General features: G+C 59.4%; 19 protein-coding genes. 15 read left to right on the top strand and 4 right to left on the bottom strand.

Features of this window, described 5'->3' with window-relative positions; all coding sequences use genetic code 11:
* Positions 1-122 precede the first annotated feature (122 nt).
* Together AC1RL4_RS23990 and purT are read left to right on the top strand one after the other, a co-directional pair.
* Positions 123-590 carry a VUT family protein gene (locus AC1RL4_RS23990; protein ID WP_020700643.1) on the top strand — a complete coding sequence of 156 codons (468 nt, stop codon included), beginning with the start codon at positions 123-125 and terminating at the stop codon, positions 588-590.
* Between the two features lie 90 nt (positions 591-680).
* On the top strand, positions 681-1,862 hold the full coding sequence (gene purT, locus AC1RL4_RS23985) for a formate-dependent phosphoribosylglycinamide formyltransferase (RefSeq protein WP_019581066.1): 1,182 nt from the start codon (positions 681-683) through the stop codon (positions 1,860-1,862).
* Positions 1,863-1,974: 112 nt separating this feature from the next.
* Here purT and AC1RL4_RS23980 read toward each other — a convergent pair whose 3' ends face one another.
* The 3 genes from AC1RL4_RS23980 to AC1RL4_RS23970 all read right to left on the bottom strand — a co-directional run bounded on the left by AC1RL4_RS23980 (position 1,975) and on the right by AC1RL4_RS23970 (position 5,601).
* On the bottom strand, positions 1,975-3,291 hold the full coding sequence (locus AC1RL4_RS23980; protein ID WP_019581065.1) for an MFS transporter: 1,317 nt from the start codon (positions 3,289-3,291) through the stop codon (positions 1,975-1,977).
* A gap of 252 nt (positions 3,292-3,543) precedes the next feature.
* Entirely contained in the window at positions 3,544-4,776 is a 1,233-nt protein-coding gene (locus tag AC1RL4_RS23975; protein ID WP_204125297.1) for a transporter associated domain-containing protein, read from the bottom strand.
* Between the two features lie 12 nt (positions 4,777-4,788).
* Positions 4,789-5,601 (bottom strand): cytochrome C assembly family protein, encoded by an 813-nt coding sequence (locus tag AC1RL4_RS23970; RefSeq protein WP_018927074.1) that lies wholly within the window; start codon positions 5,599-5,601, stop codon positions 4,789-4,791.
* A gap of 210 nt (positions 5,602-5,811) precedes the next feature.
* Here AC1RL4_RS23970 and ffh point away from each other — a divergent pair, with 210 nt between their 5' ends.
* The 5 genes from ffh to rplS all read left to right on the top strand — a co-directional run bounded on the left by ffh (position 5,812) and on the right by rplS (position 9,383).
* Positions 5,812-7,188 (top strand): signal recognition particle protein, encoded by a 1,377-nt coding sequence (gene ffh / locus AC1RL4_RS23965; RefSeq protein WP_007941401.1) that lies wholly within the window; start codon positions 5,812-5,814, stop codon positions 7,186-7,188.
* Positions 7,189-7,438: 250 nt separating this feature from the next.
* Positions 7,439-7,690, top strand: coding sequence for a 30S ribosomal protein S16 (rpsP, locus tag AC1RL4_RS23960; RefSeq protein ID WP_003198088.1), 252 nt, complete (start codon positions 7,439-7,441; stop codon positions 7,688-7,690).
* 5 nt (positions 7,691-7,695) lie between these two features.
* Positions 7,696-8,232 (top strand): ribosome maturation factor RimM, encoded by a 537-nt coding sequence (gene rimM, locus AC1RL4_RS23955; protein ID WP_019581061.1) that lies wholly within the window; start codon positions 7,696-7,698, stop codon positions 8,230-8,232.
* Complete coding sequence (gene trmD, locus AC1RL4_RS23950; RefSeq protein WP_172901170.1) at positions 8,214-8,987, top strand: tRNA (guanosine(37)-N1)-methyltransferase TrmD; 774 nt, start codon at positions 8,214-8,216, stop codon at positions 8,985-8,987. Before rimM ends, trmD begins: the two co-directional genes overlap by 19 nt.
* A gap of 45 nt (positions 8,988-9,032) precedes the next feature.
* Positions 9,033-9,383: a 50S ribosomal protein L19 gene (gene rplS, locus AC1RL4_RS23945; RefSeq protein ID WP_003175895.1), complete on the top strand. Its 351-nt coding sequence runs from the start codon at positions 9,033-9,035 to the stop codon at positions 9,381-9,383.
* Between the two features lie 413 nt (positions 9,384-9,796).
* Here the strand turns inward: rplS and suhB are convergent, their stop codons facing one another.
* Positions 9,797-10,615 carry a type III secretion system regulator SuhB gene (gene suhB / locus AC1RL4_RS23940; protein WP_007941397.1) on the bottom strand — a complete coding sequence of 273 codons (819 nt, stop codon included), beginning with the start codon at positions 10,613-10,615 and terminating at the stop codon, positions 9,797-9,799.
* 146 nt (positions 10,616-10,761) lie between these two features.
* Here suhB and trmJ point away from each other — a divergent pair, with 146 nt between their 5' ends.
* The 8 genes from trmJ to hscA all read left to right on the top strand — a co-directional run bounded on the left by trmJ (position 10,762) and on the right by hscA (position 17,526).
* A complete protein-coding gene (gene trmJ, locus AC1RL4_RS23935; protein ID WP_018927071.1) occupies positions 10,762-11,532 on the top strand; it encodes a tRNA (cytosine(32)/uridine(32)-2'-O)-methyltransferase TrmJ in 771 nt (256 codons plus the stop codon).
* A gap of 2 nt (positions 11,533-11,534) precedes the next feature.
* A complete protein-coding gene (gene cysE, locus AC1RL4_RS23930) occupies positions 11,535-12,311 on the top strand; it encodes a serine O-acetyltransferase (protein WP_028939187.1) in 777 nt (258 codons plus the stop codon).
* 184 nt (positions 12,312-12,495) lie between these two features.
* Positions 12,496-12,987 carry a Fe-S cluster assembly transcriptional regulator IscR gene (iscR, locus tag AC1RL4_RS23925; protein ID WP_003227911.1) on the top strand — a complete coding sequence of 164 codons (492 nt, stop codon included), beginning with the start codon at positions 12,496-12,498 and terminating at the stop codon, positions 12,985-12,987.
* Positions 12,988-13,037: 50 nt separating this feature from the next.
* Positions 13,038-14,252, top strand: coding sequence for an IscS subfamily cysteine desulfurase (locus AC1RL4_RS23920; RefSeq protein ID WP_007941393.1), 1,215 nt, complete (start codon positions 13,038-13,040; stop codon positions 14,250-14,252).
* Between the two features lie 85 nt (positions 14,253-14,337).
* Positions 14,338-14,724, top strand: coding sequence for a Fe-S cluster assembly scaffold IscU (gene iscU, locus AC1RL4_RS23915; protein ID WP_003443374.1), 387 nt, complete (start codon positions 14,338-14,340; stop codon positions 14,722-14,724).
* 34 nt (positions 14,725-14,758) lie between these two features.
* Positions 14,759-15,082, top strand: a complete 324-nt coding sequence (gene iscA, locus AC1RL4_RS23910; protein ID WP_007941391.1) for an iron-sulfur cluster assembly protein IscA — start codon at positions 14,759-14,761, stop codon at positions 15,080-15,082.
* Positions 15,083-15,090: 8 nt separating this feature from the next.
* Positions 15,091-15,612, top strand: coding sequence for a co-chaperone HscB (gene hscB / locus AC1RL4_RS23905; protein WP_018927068.1), 522 nt, complete (start codon positions 15,091-15,093; stop codon positions 15,610-15,612).
* A 51-nt stretch (positions 15,613-15,663) separates the two neighbouring features.
* The gene (gene hscA, locus AC1RL4_RS23900; RefSeq protein ID WP_019647769.1) at positions 15,664-17,526 is read left to right on the top strand and encodes a Fe-S protein assembly chaperone HscA; all 1,863 of its coding nucleotides are present in this window, start codon (positions 15,664-15,666) and stop codon (positions 17,524-17,526) included.
* Position 17,527 lies beyond the last annotated feature (1 nt).

Below are 17,527 nucleotides of genomic sequence, written 5' to 3'. Positions count from 1 at the left end.
ACGGCGTTTGCTGATTTCACGACTGCTGCGCAGCCGAACGGGGGCGAGCCCCCTCGCCACAGGTTATCTGTGCGCTGAAGATGAAGTACCCTGTGCACAAAATTGACAGGTATCTCCCGTCCATGCTCTTCCTGATCGCCTACATCAGCAGCGTCGTGCTGATCAATTACGCCTTTTCCACCGCCCCGCACCTGGACATCATCTGGTCGGCCTGGGGTGGCCTGGTGTTCGTGCTGCGCGATATGGTGCAAACCCGCTTCGGCCATGGCGCGATCGCGGCGATGCTGGTGGCGCTGATGTTGTCCTACGTCACCTCCGATCCCTCAATTGCTCTCGCCAGCGCCACGGCGTTCGCCGTGTCCGAGTGCATCGACTGGCTGGTGTTCAGCCTCACCAAGCGCCCGTTGCACGATCGCCTGTGGATAAGTTCGGCCCTGAGCATCCCGCTGGACACCTTCATCTTCTTCGGCATGATTGATGCGCTCACACCGGGCGTGATCTTCACTGCGCTGGGTTCGAAGTTCGCGGGCGTCACCGTGGTCTGGTTGGCCATGGCCTGGCGTCTGCGCAAACAGGCCGTCGTCAGCTGAAGCCAAACCCTCAGGTTCATGTAAAATGCCGCGCTTTCTCCCCATGGGAAGCGCGCTTCCCTCGATGATCCGCTCCTTTGAGGACCTGAGATGACCCGTATCGGAACTCCATTGTCGCCAACCGCGACCCGCGTATTGATGTGTGGCTGTGGTGAGTTGGGCAAGGAAGTGGTGATCGAGCTGCAACGCCTGGGCGTTGAAGTGATTGCCGTGGATCGCTACGCCAATGCGCCGGCCATGCAAGTCGCCCATCGCAGCCATGTGATCAATATGCTCGACGGCGCCGCCCTGCGTGCGGTGATCGAAGCCGAGAAACCGCACTTCATCGTGCCGGAAATCGAAGCCATCGCCACCGCGACCCTGGTGGAGCTGGAGTCCGAAGGCTTCACCGTGATCCCCACCGCGCGTGCTGCACAGCTGACCATGAACCGCGAAGGCATCCGTCGCCTGGCCGCCGAAGAGCTGGACCTGCCGACATCGCCGTACCACTTCGCCGACACCTTCGAGGATTACCGCAAGGCAGTCGAAGACCTGGGTTTCCCGTGCGTGGTCAAACCGGTCATGAGTTCCTCGGGCAAGGGCCAGAGCCTGCTGCGCAGCGTCGATGACGTGCAGAAAGCCTGGGATTACGCTCAAGAAGGCGGCCGCGCCGGTAAAGGCCGCGTGATCATTGAAGGCTTCATCGACTTCGACTACGAAATCACTCTGCTGACCGTGCGTCACGTCGGCGGCACTACGTTCTGTGCGCCTGTCGGTCACCGTCAGGAGAAGGGCGACTACCAGGAATCCTGGCAGCCACAAGCCATGAGCCCGGTTGCTTTGGCCGAATCCGAGCGCGTTGCCAAAGCGGTCACCGAAGCCTTGGGCGGTCGTGGCCTGTTTGGCGTCGAGTTGTTCATCAAGGGTGATCAGGTGTGGTTCAGCGAAGTCTCGCCGCGCCCGCATGACACCGGTCTGGTGACCCTGATTTCCCAGGACCTGTCGCAGTTCGCACTGCACGCACGGGCGATCCTGGGCCTGCCGATTCCACTGATCCGTCAGTTCGGCCCATCGGCGTCGGCGGTGATTCTGGTGGAAGGGCAGTCGACTCAGACCGCTTTCGCCAACCTGGGTGCAGCGTTGAGCGAGCCGGATACTGCGTTGCGTCTGTTCGGCAAGCCTGAGGTCAATGGCCAGCGGCGGATGGGGGTGGCGTTGGCTCGCGACGAATCCATCGAGGCCGCTCGTGCCAAGGCGACCCGCGCGTCCCAAGCTGTCGTTGTAGAGCTGTAACCGCATCGCGGCATTCGCGGGCAAGCCTCGCTCCTACAGGGATCACGTCAAGACGCAAGTGCGTTCGACAAATGACCCGTAGGAGCGAGGCTTGCCCGCGAAGCTTTTGGCTTCAGGCAACCCGATTCAAATCGTTATTGCGTGTCTCCTTCAGGCACAGCACCGCTATCAGGCTCAGCACCGCCGCCCCCGACACATACCCGCCGACATAACTCAAACCACCCATCGCCACCAGTTTCTGCGCAAAGAACGGTGCCGCCGAGGCGCCGACAATACCGCCCAGGTTGTAAGCAGCCGATGCTCCGGTATAGCGCACGTGGGTCGGAAACAGCTCCGGCAGCAGCGCGCCCATCGGTGCGAACGTCACGCCCATCAGAAACAGTTCTATGCACAGGAACAACGCCACGCCCCAGGTCGAGCCATGGGTCAGCAGCGGTTCCATCAAGAACCCGGACAGAATCGCCAGCACGCCACCGATGATCAGTACCGGTTTACGCCCGAAACGATCACTGGCCCAAGCCGACAGCGGTGTCGCTGCGGCCATGAACAGCACCGCGAAACACAGCAGCGCGAGGAAGGTTTCCCGGGTGTAGCCAAGCGTCGACACACCGTAACTCAGCGAAAAGACTGTCGAGATGTAAAACAGTGCATAGCACACCACCATCGACCCGGCGCCCAGCAGCATCGGTGCCCAGTATTGGCTGAACAGCTCGACCAACGGAATCTTCACCCGCTCCTGGCGAGCCACGGCGTTGGCGAACACCGGGGTTTCGTGGAGCTTGAGGCGTACGTACAGGCCCACCATCACCAGCGCGGCACTGAGCAGGAACGGAATCCGCCAGCCCCACGAACGGAATTGCTCGTCGTTCAGGCTCATGGCCAGGGTCAGGAACAGGCCGTTGGCCGCCAGAAACCCGATCGATGGGCCGAGTTGCGGAAACATGCCGAACCAGGCGCGCTTGCCTTTGGGCGCGTTCTCCGTGGCCAGCAATGCGGCGCCGCCCCATTCGCCGCCCAGCCCCAGGCCCTGGCCGAAGCGCAGTACGCAAAGCAGGATCGGCGCCCAGGCGCCAATGCTGTCGTACCCCGGTAGTACGCCGATCAGCGTGGTGCACACGCCCATCAGCAGCAAGGACGCAACCAGTGTCGATTTGCGCCCGATGCGGTCACCGAAATGGCCGAATAGCGCCGAACCCAGCGGCCGCGCAAGGAAAGCGATGCCGAAGGTGAGGAATGCCGACAGCATCTGCGCGGTGCCGGAGGTTTGCGGAAAGAACACCGGGCCGATCACCAATGCTGCGGCGGTGGCATAGACGTAGAAGTCGTAGAACTCAATGGCCGTGCCGATGAAACTCGCGGTAGCCACGCGGGTGGCGGAGTTCGTCGGTTGGGCAGGCGCGGTGTCGCTGAACGTTGTGCTGGTCGTCATGTCGTTATCCCTGACAGTCATGTGCCCCAGTGGAGCGAATTATTATGGTCGAATACCCAGGGATGTGGGTTGAGACACGGTCGCTGTTCAAGGTAGGAACAATCGCCGCAGTGGTACGGATGTTGTCGAAGATCTGGCCGGAACCTGCTGCATGCGGGGTAAGCATGTGGTTCGGTGGGAGGCTTGGGTAAGCCGGCTCGATTATAGGAAGGTGGCTAACTATCGAACAAGAGGGGCGGTTGTTTTAACCCATTAACGGATAAGCGCAGGCGCTGAGCTGGTATGCCAGATCAGCACGCGCGTGACGCGATTCTCTTCAGTCTCCAGAATCTCCAGCCGGTATCGTCCGATCTTCAGGCACACCGCACTGTCCGGAATCGTCTCCAACGCCTCGGTCACCAGGCCGTTGAGGGTTTTCGGACCATCGCTGGGCAAATGCCAGCCGAGGCTCTTGTTCAGCTCGCGGATGGACGCTGCGCCATCAATCACCAGTCGGCCATCGGCCTGCGGGTGAATGTGCGGGTTATCCAGGCTGTGCTGGCTTTCGAACTCTCCGACGATTTCTTCGAGAATATCTTCCAGGGTCACGATACCCAGTACTTCCCCGTACTCGTCGACCACCATGCCCAAGCGCCGCTGCTGCTTGTGGAAATTCAGCAATTGCAGTTGCAACGGTGTGCTTTCCGGCACGAAGTACGGTTCGTGACTGGCCGCCAGCAGCGCTTCCACGGTCAGGCTTGAATCCGGCAGTAAATGACGGATCTGTCGGGTGTTGAGTACCGCTTCAACCTGGTTGATGTCGCTGTGGAATACCGGCAGGCGGGTGCGCTTGTTGTGGCGCAGTTGCTCGATGATTTCTTCGAGGGGGTCGTCCAGGTTGATCCCGTCGACGTCGCTGCGTGGCACCAGAATATCGTTGACCGTGATGTTATCCAGTGCGTGGATACCTGACAGTGGGCGATAGGCCGCGTGTTCGTGATCGTCGTGCCGATCTGCCGGTGCCTCGTCTTCGCTTTGCTGCACCACGTTGATTTTGCGGGCGAATGGCCGCATCAGCAGTTGGCTGATGCCATTGAGTAGCCATGCGGCGGGATAGACGATTTTCAACGGTATGCCGAGCAGTGTGTTGCCCAAGGCCAGGACGGCATCCGGATAGCGTGCGGCGAGGGCGCGTGGCAGGTAGTCGGCGAACACCAGCAACACTGCGCCGGCACCGAGGCAGGCTATCCAGGGGCCGTTTTGTGCCCAGATGAACATCGCCAGCAAGGTGCTGATGACCACCACCAGCGCGCGGCACAAGGTGTTGCAGAGGATCAGGCTGTTGAGCGGGAAGCTCAGCTTGGCCACGGGCTTGTCGCTGGAGCGCGAGGCCGTGCGCTGGGCCAGTAATTGCTGTTGCGCAACTTCGATGGCGGTAAACAGCCCCGACCATAAAATCAGCAGGGCCAGCACCGCGAGCATCGGCCCTATGGGCAAGTCGTCCATTAATGCCGCCCGTCAGATGTGCAGAATGTATTCGCGGACCAGCTTGCTGCCGAAATACGCCAGCATCAGCAGGCAGAAACCGGCAAGGGTCCAGCGGATGGCTTTGTGTCCGCGCCAGCCGAGACGGTTGCGCCCCCAGAGCAGCACGCTGAACACGATCCAGGCCAGGCACGCCAGCAGGGTTTTATGCACCAGGTGCTGGGCGAACAGGTTCTCGACGAACAGCCAGCCGGAAATCAGCGACAACGACAGCAGGCTCCAGCCGGCCCAGAGGAAACCGAACAGCAGGCTTTCCATGGTTTGCAGCGGCGGGAAGTTCTTGATCAGCCCGGACGGATGCTTGTGCTTGAGCTGATGGTCCTGAACCAGCAGCAGCAAGGCCTGGAACACCGCGATGGTGAACATGCCGTAAGCGAGGATCGACAAGAGAATGTGGGCGAGAATGCCTGGCTCTTCGTCGATGACCTGCACCGTGCCGGCGGGGGCGAACTGTGCCAGCAACACTGTTGCGGCGCCCAGCGGGAACAGCAATACAAGCAGGTTTTCCACTGGAATCCGTGAGCAGGCCAGCAGGGTCAGGGCGATGACCGCTGCGGCAATCAGGCTGGCGGCGCTGAAAAAGTCCAGGGCCAGGCCGACCGGAGTCAGCAGATAGCTGATCAGGCTGGCGCTGTGGGCCAGCACGGCCAGTACGCCGAGCGTGACCAGCAGGCGCTTGTTCGCCTTGGCGCCGGTGGCCAGGCGAGTGCCTTGATAGAAGGTCGCAGCGGCATATAAGCAGGCGGCGGCGAGAGTGGTAAGCAAGCTGGGTGACAAGGGGAGCATAAATCCTGTTAGGCAGGCCCGAAAGGCGTTGAGTTTGGCATAGAACCCATACGGCACGAAAGACTATACAAGCTGACGGCGAGGTGTCCGCCAGACGCAGTCTTCGCTATAATCCGCGACCTGCCCACGCCGCAGGCTCGCCGAGCACATGTTGATTCCGGTCTGGGCCGCCATTATCCCGGTCTACACAGGGCCTGAAAGGATCGCGCAATGTTTGAAAACTTAACCGACCGTCTCTCGCAGACGCTGCGCCATGTCACCGGCAAGGCCAAGCTGACCGAAGACAACATCAAAGACACCCTGCGTGAAGTGCGCATGGCGTTGCTCGAAGCCGACGTCGCCTTGCCGGTGGTCAAAGACTTCGTCAATTCGGTCAAGGAGCGCGCTGTCGGCACCGAGGTGTCCCGCAGCCTGACGCCGGGCCAGGCCTTCGTGAAGATCGTCCAGGCCGAACTCGAAAGCCTGATGGGCGCAGCCAACGAAGACCTGAACCTGAGCGCCGTTCCACCGGCCGTGGTTCTGATGGCCGGTTTGCAGGGTGCGGGTAAAACCACCACCGCCGGCAAACTGGCGCGCTTCCTTAAAGAGCGCAAAAAGAAGTCGGTCATGGTCGTGTCCGCGGACGTTTACCGTCCGGCGGCGATCAAGCAGCTGGAAACCCTGGCCAACGACATCGGCGTGACGTTCTTCCCGTCTGACCTGAGCCAGAAGCCGGTCGACATCGCGCAAGCGGCTATTAAAGAAGCCAAGCTGAAATTCATCGACGTGGTCATCGTCGACACCGCCGGTCGTTTGCACATCGACGAAGAGATGATGGGCGAGATCAAGGCGCTGCACGCCGCGATCAATCCAGTCGAAACTCTGTTCGTGGTCGATGCCATGACCGGCCAGGACGCCGCCAACACGGCCAAGGCCTTCGGTGATGCATTGCCGCTGACCGGTGTGATCCTGACCAAGGTCGACGGTGATGCTCGTGGCGGTGCCGCACTGTCGGTACGTGCCATTACCGGCAAGCCGATCAAGTTCATCGGCATGGGCGAGAAGAGCGAAGCGCTCGAACCGTTCCATCCTGAGCGTATCGCATCGCGCATCCTCGGCATGGGCGACGTGCTCAGCCTGATCGAACAGGCTGAAGCGACCCTCGACAAGGACAAGGCCGACAAACTGGCCAAGAAGCTGAAGAAGGGCAAGGGCTTCGACCTCGAAGACTTCCGCGATCAGCTGCAACAGATGAAGAACATGGGCGGCCTCGGCGGCCTCATGGACAAACTGCCGAATATCGGTGGTGTGAACCTGGCGCAGATGGGCAATGCCCAAGGCGCGGCAGAGAAGCAATTCAAGCAGATGGAAGCCATCATCAATTCCATGACCCCGGCCGAGCGCCGCGACCCTGAGCTGATCAGTGGTTCGCGCAAGCGCCGGATCGCCATGGGTTCCGGCACCCAGGTGCAGGACATCGGTCGCTTGATCAAGCAGCACAAGCAGATGCAGAAGATGATGAAGAAATTCTCCGCGAAAGGCGGAATGGCCAAAATGATGCGCGGCATGGGCGGTATGTTGCCCGGCGGCGGCATGCCAAAAATGTAAAGAATTCGCGCCGGCAGTCATGTCGGCGCAGCCCCACACGGACGTGGGATCTCCAGCAAACCCGCGCTTGGCGGGAGCTGACTGGCCATCTTCAACGATGGCTCTATAGCAAATCTGGATGGCACGCCGATAGGCGCCGGAAAAAGACATTTGCAAAAGTCCGGATATTCCTTAGAATATGCGGCCTTTCGGGCACCTATGCCCGCTGTGCATTTAGATTTGCAGCACCGACTACAGGAACGATGTTCACATGCTAACAATCCGTCTTGCCCTTGGCGGCTCCAAAAAGCGCCCGTTTTACCACTTGACCGTAACCGACAGCCGCAACCCGCGTGACGGTTCGCACAAGGAACAGGTTGGTTTCTTCAACCCTGTTGCTCGTGGTCAAGAAGTTCGTCTGTCCGTGAACCAAGAGCGCGTAGCCTACTGGCTGAGCGTTGGTGCACAGCCTTCTGAGCGCGTTGCTCAGTTGTTGAAGGAATCTGCTAAGGCTGCGGCCTGAGCAATATGAACGCGACGCCAGCTGTTGCTGATGATTTGATCGTTATCGGCAAGATTTATTCTGTTCACGGCGTTCGCGGCGAAGTGAAGGTGTATTCCTTTACTGATCCGATTAAAAACCTGTTGGACTACAAAACCTGGACGCTCAGGCGCGAAGGCAACGTAAAACAGGTCGAGCTGGTCAGCGGACGCGGGAACGACAAGTTCCTGGTCGCAAAGCTCAAGGGTCTTGATGATCGTGAAGAAGCTCGTCTTCTGGCTGGTTATGAGATCTGCGTGCCGCGCAACCTGTTCCCTGAATTGACCGATGGCGAGTACTACTGGTACCAGCTGGAAGGTCTGAAGGTCATCGATACTCACGGGCAATTGTTCGGGAAAATCGATCATCTTCTGGAAACCGGCGCCAATGATGTAATGGTGGTCAAGCCTTGCGCTGGCAGCCTGGATGATCGTGAACGCCTGTTGCCGTATACCGAGCAATGCGTGTTGGCCGTCGATCTAGCAGCGGGCGAGATGAAGGTGGAATGGGATGCGGACTTCTAAACGTGGCTAACCTGCGCGTAGAAGTGATCAGTTTGTTTCCCGAGATGTTCTCCGCCATCAGCGAGTACGGCATCACCAGTCGGGCGGTGAAACAGGGGTTGTTGCAGCTTACCTGTTGGAATCCGCGAGACTACACGACGGATCGACATCACACTGTGGATGATCGCCCATTTGGCGGTGGTCCGGGCATGGTGATGAAGATCAAGCCCCTGGAAGATGCTCTGGTTCAGGCCAAGGCAGCAGCCGGGGAGGCGGCGAAGGTAATTTACCTGTCCCCCCAAGGCCGTCAACTGACACAGTCGGCGGTACGCGAGTTGGCGAATCTGGATGCATTGATCCTGATTGCTGGCCGCTATGAAGGCATTGACGAGCGTTTTATTGATGCTCATGTCGATGAAGAGTGGTCGATTGGCGACTATGTACTGTCTGGCGGCGAGCTGCCGGCGATGGTCCTGATCGATGCGGTTACACGACTGCTGCCTGGAGCTTTAGGGCATGCGGACTCCGCTGAGGAAGATTCCTTTACGGATGGTTTGCTGGATTGCCCGCACTACACCCGACCGGAGGTGTATGCGGATCAGCGTGTTCCCGACGTATTGCTAAGTGGCAATCACGCGCACATCCGGCGTTGGCGTTTACAGCAGTCCCTTGGTAGGACCTATGAACGACGCGCCGATCTTCTGGAAAGCCGCTCGCTTTCTGGAGAAGAGAAGAAGCTGCTCGAGGAATACATCCGCGAGCGGGACGATAGTTAACAACGTATCGATGGTAGATCCGACGATTTACCTTAGGAGCACAGCATGACTAACAAAATCATCCTTGCACTCGAAGCAGAGCAGATGACTAAAGAGATCCCTACCTTTGCCCCGGGCGACACCATTGTCGTTCAGGTGAAAGTGAAGGAAGGCGATCGTTCGCGTCTGCAAGCGTTCGAAGGCGTAGTTATCGCCAAGCGTAACCGCGGCGTAAACAGTGCTTTCACCGTTCGTAAAATCTCCAACGGTGTTGGCGTAGAGCGTACTTTCCAGACCTACAGCCCGCAAATCGACAGCATGGCTGTCAAGCGTCGCGGTGACGTACGTAAAGCCAAGCTGTACTACCTGCGTGACCTGTCCGGTAAAGCAGCTCGCATCAAGGAAAAACTGGCTTAAGTCCAGCTTCCGATGCCGAAAAGCTGGCCTGCTCAGGTTGGCTTTTCAAGAAAATGCCTCGTATCGAAAGATGCGGGGCATTTTTCGTTATGGCTGCATATATAAAAAGCTGCGGCGCTCTTTCTGTAGCTGCTGCCGAAGGCTGCGTCTGGCTGTAGCAGCTGTCGAGCTCCAGCGAGGCTGCGTCCGGCTGCGAAGCAGTCGTGAATCCGGCTAATGCGGTCTGTCTGACATGCCGCAATCTCTGACTTTACGACTGCTTCGCAGCCGAACGCAGCCTTCGGCAGCTGCTACAGGTCGCGTTACGGCTTAAGTTGGTGGCATTACTCCGCACAAAAGCAAACGCCCCGAACCAGTCGGGGCGTTTGCTTTAAGTGCTGCGGCTTTTTGGGCTTGGGCTTGGGCTTGGGCGCTTAGCGCTTCAGCGAAGCTGGCAGGTGCGGCTGGATCGCTGTCAGTACTGCCTTGAAGCACTTGGTGTTGCCGGCAACAACGTGGCCTTTCTCGAGGAAGTCGTGGCCGCCGGTGAAGTCGCTCACCAAGCCGCCGGCTTCCTGGATCAGCAGGGCGCCTGCAGCCATGTCCCACTCGGACAGGCCCGACTCCCAGAAGGCGTCGAAACGGCCGGCAGCCACGTAGGCCAGGTCGAGGCTTGCCGAACCGGCACGGCGGATGCCGGCGGTCTGGCCAACCAGGGCGCGGAACATGCCCAGGTAGTTGTCGAGGTTGTCCATCTGGTCGTCACGGAACGGGAAGCCGGTACCCAGCAGGGCGCCGTCCAGGCTGGTACGGCCGCTAACGCGCAGGCGACGACCGTTCAGTTGAGCGCCGCGACCGCGGCTGGCGGTGAATTCTTCCTGGCGAACCGGGTCCAGAACAACAGCATGTTCCAGGCGACCGCGGTATTTGCAGGCGATGCTGACAGCGAAGTGAGGAATGCCGCGCAGGAAGTTGGTGGTACCGTCCAGTGGGTCGATGATCCACAGGTATTCTTCGCCTTCGATGCCGGTGCCGGCGTGCAGGCCGGTTTCTTCACCCATGATCGAGTGATTCGGGTAGGCCTTGCGCAGTGCGTCGATGATTTTCTGTTCGGCGGCGCGATCCACCTCGGATACATAATCCTTGGCGTCTTTTTCGTCGACCTTGATGGTATCCAGGCGCTCGATGGAGCGGAAGATCAATTCACTGGCGCTGCGGGCGGCGCGCAGCGCGATATTCAGCATGGGCTGCATGGATGTGTCACCTAAGGTTGTTAAAGAAAGCCGGGCATTCTATCAGAAAGTTTCTACAGGAGAAGGTCGACGTTCGCTTTCATGGCTTAACGGTAGGAGGAGCTGTAAGATTCGGCTCCCTCATTCAATGTTCGAGAGCGCCTCCCTTGCTGCAAAACATTCGTGTCGTCCTGGTCAATACCAGTCATCCCGGAAATATCGGCGGTGCTGCGCGTGCCATGAAGAACATGGGCCTGTCGCGACTGGTGCTGGTCGAGCCGCGGTTGTTCCCGCACCACGAGGCCGATGCGCGTGCGTCCGGCGCCGGGGACATCCTTGAAAACGCGCAAGTCGTCGCCACCTTGGAAGATGCCTTGGTCGGCTGCAATCTGGTGCTGGGTACCAGTGCTCGTGATCGTCGCATTCCCTGGCCGTTGCTCGATCCCCGTGAGTGCGGTGCAAGGGTGGTCGAGGAGGCGGGGCAGGGTGCCGAGATCGCATTGGTGTTCGGTCGTGAAGATTCCGGCCTGACCAACGAAGAGCTGCAGCGATGTCATTATCACGTGCACATTCCATCAGACCCCGAGTTCAGTTCGCTGAACCTCGGGGCGGCGGTGCAGGTGTTGAGCTATGAAGTGCGCATGTCCTGGCTAGCGGCCCAGGGTCAGCCGAGCAAGGTCGAGAAGGAGGAAGTGGCGTCCACCAAGAGTGGTGAGCTGGCGACCATGGATGAGCTGGAGCGATTCTATGAGCACCTGGAGCAAACCCTGGTGGCCATCGAATTCCTCGACCCGGAAAAGCCACGGCACTTGATGGCGCGCCTGCGCCGGTTGTACGGACGCAGCTCGGTCAGCCGGGCGGAAATGAATATATTGCGTGGCATCCTCACGGAAACCCAGAAGGCGGCCCGTGGCGAGCTTCTAAAGCGGAAGGATTAATGATGTTCGAGCGTTTGCGTGAAGATATCCAAAGTGTTTTTCATCGTGACCCGGCAGCGCGTAATGCTTTTGAGGTCCTGACCTGCTATCCAGGCATGCATGCCATCTGGATCCATCGCCTGTCGTCGCTCCTGTGGCGCGCAGAGCTGAAATGGCTGGCGCGGCTGGTGTCGAACTTCGGTCGCTGGTTGACCGGGATCGAGATTCATCCGGGGGCCAAGGTCGGTCGTCGCTTCTTTATCGACCATGGCATGGGCATCGTTATTGGTGAGACTGCCGAGATCGGCAACGATGTCACCCTTTATCAGGGCGTGACCCTTGGTGGCACTAGCTGGAACAAGGGCAAGCGTCACCCGACCCTGGAGGACGGTGTGGTGGTTGGTGCCGGCGCCAAGGTGCTCGGCCCATTCACTGTCGGTGCCGGGGCCAAGGTGGGTTCCAATGCCGTGGTCACCAAGGCAGTTCCGCCGGGTGCGACGGTGGTGGGGATTCCGGGGCGGATTATCGTCAAGTCCGACGATGAGCAGGATGCCAAGCGCAAGGCCATGGCCGAGAAGATCGGCTTCGATGCCTACGGTGTCGGCGAAGACATGCCGGACCCGGTGGCCCGGGCGATCGGTCAGTTGCTCGATCACTTGCAGGCGGTCGATGGGCGTCTGGAGGGTATGTGTGGAGCGCTGAAGGATCTGGGCAGTAATTACTGTGCCAAGGATCTGCCTGAACTGCGTGAAGAAGACTTTGCCTGTGTGAAGGGCAAGGACGAAAGCAAGGCCAGCTGATTCACGGCAGGGTCGCATTCAGGCATTTGCACCGCGCTGGTTGGTGTGCCATTGCGCCGCAGACCCTGCTATGATGCGCGCGCTCTTTTGCGGGTAAACCTGAGTAATGCGCTAGGTCTTATAGTTGACTTAAATACTCGGGAATTGCATACTCGCCCCATTCCGAACTCCGTGGTAATTGTCCATGCGACTGACTACAAAAGGCCGATACGCCGTGACCGCCATGCTTGACCTGGCGTTACACGCGCAGCACGGGCCGGTGTCCCTGGCCGATATCTCCGAGCGCCAAGGCATCTCCCTGTCCTACCTCGAGCAGCTTTTCGCCAAATTGCGTCGTAGCAATCTGGTGTCCAGTGTTCGCGGTCCGGGCGGTGGCTACCAATTGTCCCGCGACATGCAGGGCATCCAGGTCGCCCAGGTAATCGATGCGGTCAACGAATCGGTCGATGCAACCAAGTGCCAGGGCCAGGGCGATTGCCATTCCGGCGACACCTGTCTGACTCACCATTTGTGGTGCGATCTTAGCCTGCAGATTCACGAATTTCTGAGCGGTATCAGCTTGGCTGACCTTGTAACTCGCCGTGAGGTGCAAGAAGTAGCCCAGCGTCAGGACCAGCGTCGTTGCAACAGCAAGGCGCCACGCCTGGACAAGATTGAAGCGTCCGCCGTCGAATGACAGCCAAAGAGCTAGCGGCACGCCAGCCAGCCTGATTTAGGAGATAGTCCATGAAATTGCCGATTTACCTTGATTACTCTGCGACCACCCCGGTTGATCCGCGTGTCGCGCAAAAGATGAGTGAATGCCTGCTGGTCGACGGAAACTTCGGTAACCCGGCGTCCCGTTCCCACGTGTTCGGCTGGAAAGCCGAAGAGTCCGTCGAGAACGCTCGTCGCCAGGTCGCTGACCTGGTTAACGCCGACCCGCGTGAAATCGTCTGGACCTCCGGTGCCACCGAGTCCGACAACCTGGCAATCAAGGGTGCGGCGCATTTCTACTCCACCAAAGGCAAACACCTGATCACCACCAAGATTGAGCACAAGGCTGTCCTCGACACCATGCGCCAATTGGAGCGTGAAGGTTTCGAAGTGACCTACCTCGATCCTCGTGAAGATGGCCTGGTCACTCCGGAAATGGTCGAAGCTGCCCTGCGTGACGACACCATTCTGGTATCGGTCATGCACGTGAACAACGAAATCGGCACCATCAACGACATCGCTGCCATCGGTGAGCTGACTCGCTCCCGGGGTATTCTGTTCCACGTCGACGCTGCTCAGTCCACCGGCAAGGTCGAGATCGACCTGTCGAAACTGAAAGTTGACCTGATGTCGTTCTCTGCCCACAAGACCTATGGCCCTAAAGGCATCGGCGCGCTGTACGTCAGCCGCAAGCCGCGTGTGCGCATCGAAGCGACCATGCACGGCGGCGGTCACGAGCGTGGCATGCGTTCCGGCACCCTGGCGACTCACCAGATCGTCGGCATGGGCGAAGCGTTCCGTGTGGCCAAGGAAGACATGGCTGCCGAGAATGCACGCATCAAAGCGCTGAGCGACCGTTTCTTCAAACAGGTTGAAGGCCTGGAAGAGTTGTACGTCAACGGCAGCATGACCGCCCGCGTACCGCACAACCTGAACCTGAGCTTCAACTATGTCGAAGGCGAGTCGCTGATCATGGCGCTCAAGGATCTGGCGGTTTCGTCGGGTTCGGCCTGCACCTCGGCATCGCTTGAGCCTTCGTACGTTCTGCGCGCCCTGGGCCGCAACGACGAACTGGCACACAGCTCGATTCGCTTCACCTTCGGTCGCTTCACCACCGAAGAAGAAATCGACTACGCCGCGCAGAAAGTCTGCGAGGCCGTCACCAAGCTGCGCACTCTGTCGCCGCTGTGGGACATGTACAAAGACGGCGTCGACATTTCGAAAATCGAGTGGGCGGCACACTGATATTCAAGTCGCCGCAACCGGGCCCTGCGAATCCACGATTTGCAGGGTTTCAAGAGCGACTCCTGATGAGTGAGGATTAAGAATCATGGCTTACAGCGAAAAGGTCATCGACCACTACGAGAACCCGCGCAACGTCGGCAAGATGGATGCAGAAGATCCTGATGTCGGCACCGGCATGGTCGGCGCTCCGGCGTGCGGTGACGTGATGCGTCTGCAGATCAAGGTCAACGAGCAAGGCATCATCGAAGACGCCAAGTTCAAGACCTACGGTTGCGGTTCCGCGATCGCCTCCAGCTCCCTGGCGACCGAGTGGATGAAAGGCAAGACTCTGGATGAAGCAGAGACCATCAAGAACACTCAACTGGCCGAAGAACTGGCCCTGCCGCCAGTGAAAATTCACTGCTCCGTACTCGCTGAAGACGCCATCAAGGCGGCCGTTCGCGACTACAAGCAGAAGAAAGGCTTGATCTGACTTTCAAGATTTGGCGACGAGTAAGGAGTCACCGATGGCTATCAGCATGACAGAAGCGGCTGCTCAACACGTGCGACGCTCCCTCAACGGGCGCGGCAAGGGTGATGGGATTCGTCTGGGTGTTCGCACCACGGGCTGTTCCGGCCTTGCCTATGTGCTGGAGTTTGTCGACGAGGTAGGCGCGGACGATCAAGTGTTCGAAAGTCACGGCGAGAAAGTGATCATCGACCCGAAAAGCCTGGCGTACCTGGACGGCACCGAGCTTGATTTCGTCAAGGAAGGGTTGAACGAAGGCTTCAAGTTCAACAACCCCAACGTACGCGGTGAATGTGGCTGCGGCGAAAGCTTCAACATCTGAGGCTGCTCGTGGGTACTCCTTGTCATTTCGCTTTATTTGAGCTGCAACCGAGTTTCAATCTGGACCTCGATCAGCTGGCTACGCGCTACCGTGAGTTGGCGCGCGGCGTTCATCCGGACCGCTTTGCCGACGCTTCCGAGCGTGAGCAGCGGCTGGCGCTCGAGCAATCCGCGAGCCTCAACGAGGCCTACCAGACGCTCAAAAGCCCCCCCAAGCGCGCGCGATACTTGCTCGCATTGAGTGGTGGCGAGTTGCCGCTGGAGGTCACGGTGCATGATCCGGAGTTTCTTCTGCAGCAGATGGAGTTGCGTGAAGAGCTCGAAGATCTGCAGGACAGCGCCGACATGGCGGGTATTGCCACGTTCAAGCGCCGCCTCAAGGCAGCTCAGGATGAACTGAACCAAAGCTTCGCAGCTTGCTGGAATGATGCGGCGCAACGCGAACGGGCCGAACGCCTGATGCGGCGCATGCAGTTCCTCGACAAGCTCACCTACGAAGTGCGCCAGTTAGAAGAGCGCCTCGACGATTAACCCAGTGCCGCTCCGGTCGCACGCCTGATATACAGATAAGTCCTGATCACGATGGCCCTACTGCAGATCGCCGAACCCGGCCAAAGTCCTCAACCGCACCAGCGTCGTCTGGCTGTGGGGATCGACTTGGGCACTACCAATTCGCTGGTCGCTGCATTGCGCAGTGGTCTTTCCGAGCCTCTGGCCGATGCGCAAGGGCGGGTTATCCTGCCGTCTGCCGTGCGCTATCACGCCGATCGCGTCGAGGTCGGCGAATCGGCCAAACTGGCTGCCGCTACCGATCCTCTGAACACTGTGCTGTCGGTCAAGCGCTTGATGGGACGTGGTTTGTCCGACGTCAAGCAATTGGGCGATCAGCTGCCATACCGTTTTGTCGACGGCGAGTCGCACATGCCGTTCATCGACACGGTGCAAGGCCCGAAAAGCCCGGTCGAAGTCTCCGCCGATATCCTCAAGGTGCTGCGTCAGCGCGCTGAAGCGACCTTGGGTGGCGAACTGGTCGGCGCAGTGATCACCGTTCCGGCCTATTTCGATGATGCTCAGCGTCAAGCCACCAAGGATGCGGCCAAGTTGGCCGGCCTGAACGTGCTGCGCTTGCTCAATGAACCGACCGCTGCTGCGGTGGCTTACGGTCTGGATCAACAGGCTGAAGGCCTGGTTGCCATTTATGACCTGGGCGGCGGCACCTTTGATATTTCGATTCTGCGTCTGACCGGCGGTGTGTTCGAAGTGCTGGCTACCGGCGGCGACAGCGCTTTGGGTGGCGATGACTTCGATCACGCCATTGCTGGTTGGATCATCGAGAGTGCCGGTCTGTCGGCCGACCTCGATCCGGGCGAGCAGCGCAATCTGCTGCAAACCGCGTGTGCGGCCAAAGAAGCCCTGACCAATTCCTCGTCCGTCGAAGTCGCGTATGGCGACTGGAAGGCCGGGCTGACCCGTGAAGCGTTCAATGCGCTGATCGAGCCAATGGTTGCTCGCAGCCTGAAAGCCTGTCGTCGTGCGGTGCGTGATTCCGGCATTGAGCTGGAAGACGTTCATGCGGTGGTCATGGTCGGCGGCTCGACTCGCGTACCGCGCGTTCGCGAAGCCGTTGCGCAAGCCTTCGGTCGTGAACCGCTGACCGAAATCGACCCGGACCAAGTCGTGGCCATCGGTGCTGCGATCCAGGCCGATACCCTGGCTGGCAATAAGCGTGACGGCGGCGAACTGCTGTTGCTCGACGTGATTCCGTTGTCCCTGGGGCTGGAAACCATGGGCGGCCTGATGGAGAAGGTGATTCCGCGCAACACCACCATCCCTGTTGCCCGGGCCCAGGACTTCACCACTTATAAAGACGGCCAGTCGGCCATGGCGATCCACGTATTGCAGGGCGAGCGTGAGTTGATCAGCGACTGCCGCTCCCTGGCACGCTTCGAATTGCGCGGTATTCCAGCGATGGTTGCTGGTGCGGCGAAGATTCGCGTGACCTTCCAGGTCGATGCCGACGGTCTGCTCAGTGTCTCGGCCCGCGAATTGGGTTCGGGTGTCGAAGCCAGCATTCAGGTCAAACCGTCCTACGGCCTGACCGACGGCGAAATCGCCAAAATGCTCAAGGATTCGTTCCAGCACGCCAATGACGACAAGGTCGCCCGTGTATTGCGTGAACAGCAGGTCGATGCCCAGCGCCTGATCGAAGCAGTGCAGGGTGCTCTGGATGTCGACGGCGAACGCTTGCTCGACGCCGAAGAGCGCATGGTCATCGAATTGCAGATGCAGGAACTGACCGAATTGATGAAAGGCACCGATGGTTACGCCATTGAGCAGCAGACCAAACGTCTGTCGCAAGTGACCGATGCCTTTGCTGCCCGCCGCCTGGACTCGACGGTGAAAGCCGCTCTGGCGGGGCGCAATCTGAATGAAATCGAGGAATAAT

It is taken from the genome of Pseudomonas sp. GW822-FHT07A10, from assembly GCF_058798795.1.
The sequence above is the reverse complement of the archived record's forward strand: the minus strand, read 5'-3'. Positions and strand labels throughout refer to the sequence as shown.

Coding starts and splice junctions, on each gene's coding strand:
- AC1RL4_RS23970 (WP_018927074.1), bottom strand. CDS start 5,601: ATGCTCCCCTTGTCACCCAGCTTGCTTACCACTCTCGCCGCCGCCTGC.
- ffh (WP_007941401.1), top strand. CDS start 5,812: ATGTTTGAAAACTTAACCGACCGTCTCTCGCAGACGCTGCGCCATGTC.
- AC1RL4_RS23980 (WP_019581065.1), bottom strand. CDS start 3,291: ATGACGACCAGCACAACGTTCAGCGACACCGCGCCTGCCCAACCGACG.
- iscR (WP_003227911.1), top strand. CDS start 12,496: ATGCGACTGACTACAAAAGGCCGATACGCCGTGACCGCCATGCTTGAC.
- iscA (WP_007941391.1), top strand. CDS start 14,759: ATGGCTATCAGCATGACAGAAGCGGCTGCTCAACACGTGCGACGCTCC.
- cysE (WP_028939187.1), top strand. CDS start 11,535: ATGTTCGAGCGTTTGCGTGAAGATATCCAAAGTGTTTTTCATCGTGAC.
- purT (WP_019581066.1), top strand. CDS start 681: ATGACCCGTATCGGAACTCCATTGTCGCCAACCGCGACCCGCGTATTG.
- rimM (WP_019581061.1), top strand. CDS start 7,696: ATGAACGCGACGCCAGCTGTTGCTGATGATTTGATCGTTATCGGCAAG.
- hscA (WP_019647769.1), top strand. CDS start 15,664: ATGGCCCTACTGCAGATCGCCGAACCCGGCCAAAGTCCTCAACCGCAC.
- iscU (WP_003443374.1), top strand. CDS start 14,338: ATGGCTTACAGCGAAAAGGTCATCGACCACTACGAGAACCCGCGCAAC.
- rpsP (WP_003198088.1), top strand. CDS start 7,439: ATGCTAACAATCCGTCTTGCCCTTGGCGGCTCCAAAAAGCGCCCGTTT.
- AC1RL4_RS23975 (WP_204125297.1), bottom strand. CDS start 4,776: ATGGACGACTTGCCCATAGGGCCGATGCTCGCGGTGCTGGCCCTGCTG.
- trmD (WP_172901170.1), top strand. CDS start 8,214: ATGGGATGCGGACTTCTAAACGTGGCTAACCTGCGCGTAGAAGTGATC.
- rplS (WP_003175895.1), top strand. CDS start 9,033: ATGACTAACAAAATCATCCTTGCACTCGAAGCAGAGCAGATGACTAAA.
- AC1RL4_RS23920 (WP_007941393.1), top strand. CDS start 13,038: ATGAAATTGCCGATTTACCTTGATTACTCTGCGACCACCCCGGTTGAT.
- AC1RL4_RS23990 (WP_020700643.1), top strand. CDS start 123: ATGCTCTTCCTGATCGCCTACATCAGCAGCGTCGTGCTGATCAATTAC.
- suhB (WP_007941397.1), bottom strand. CDS start 10,615: ATGCAGCCCATGCTGAATATCGCGCTGCGCGCCGCCCGCAGCGCCAGT.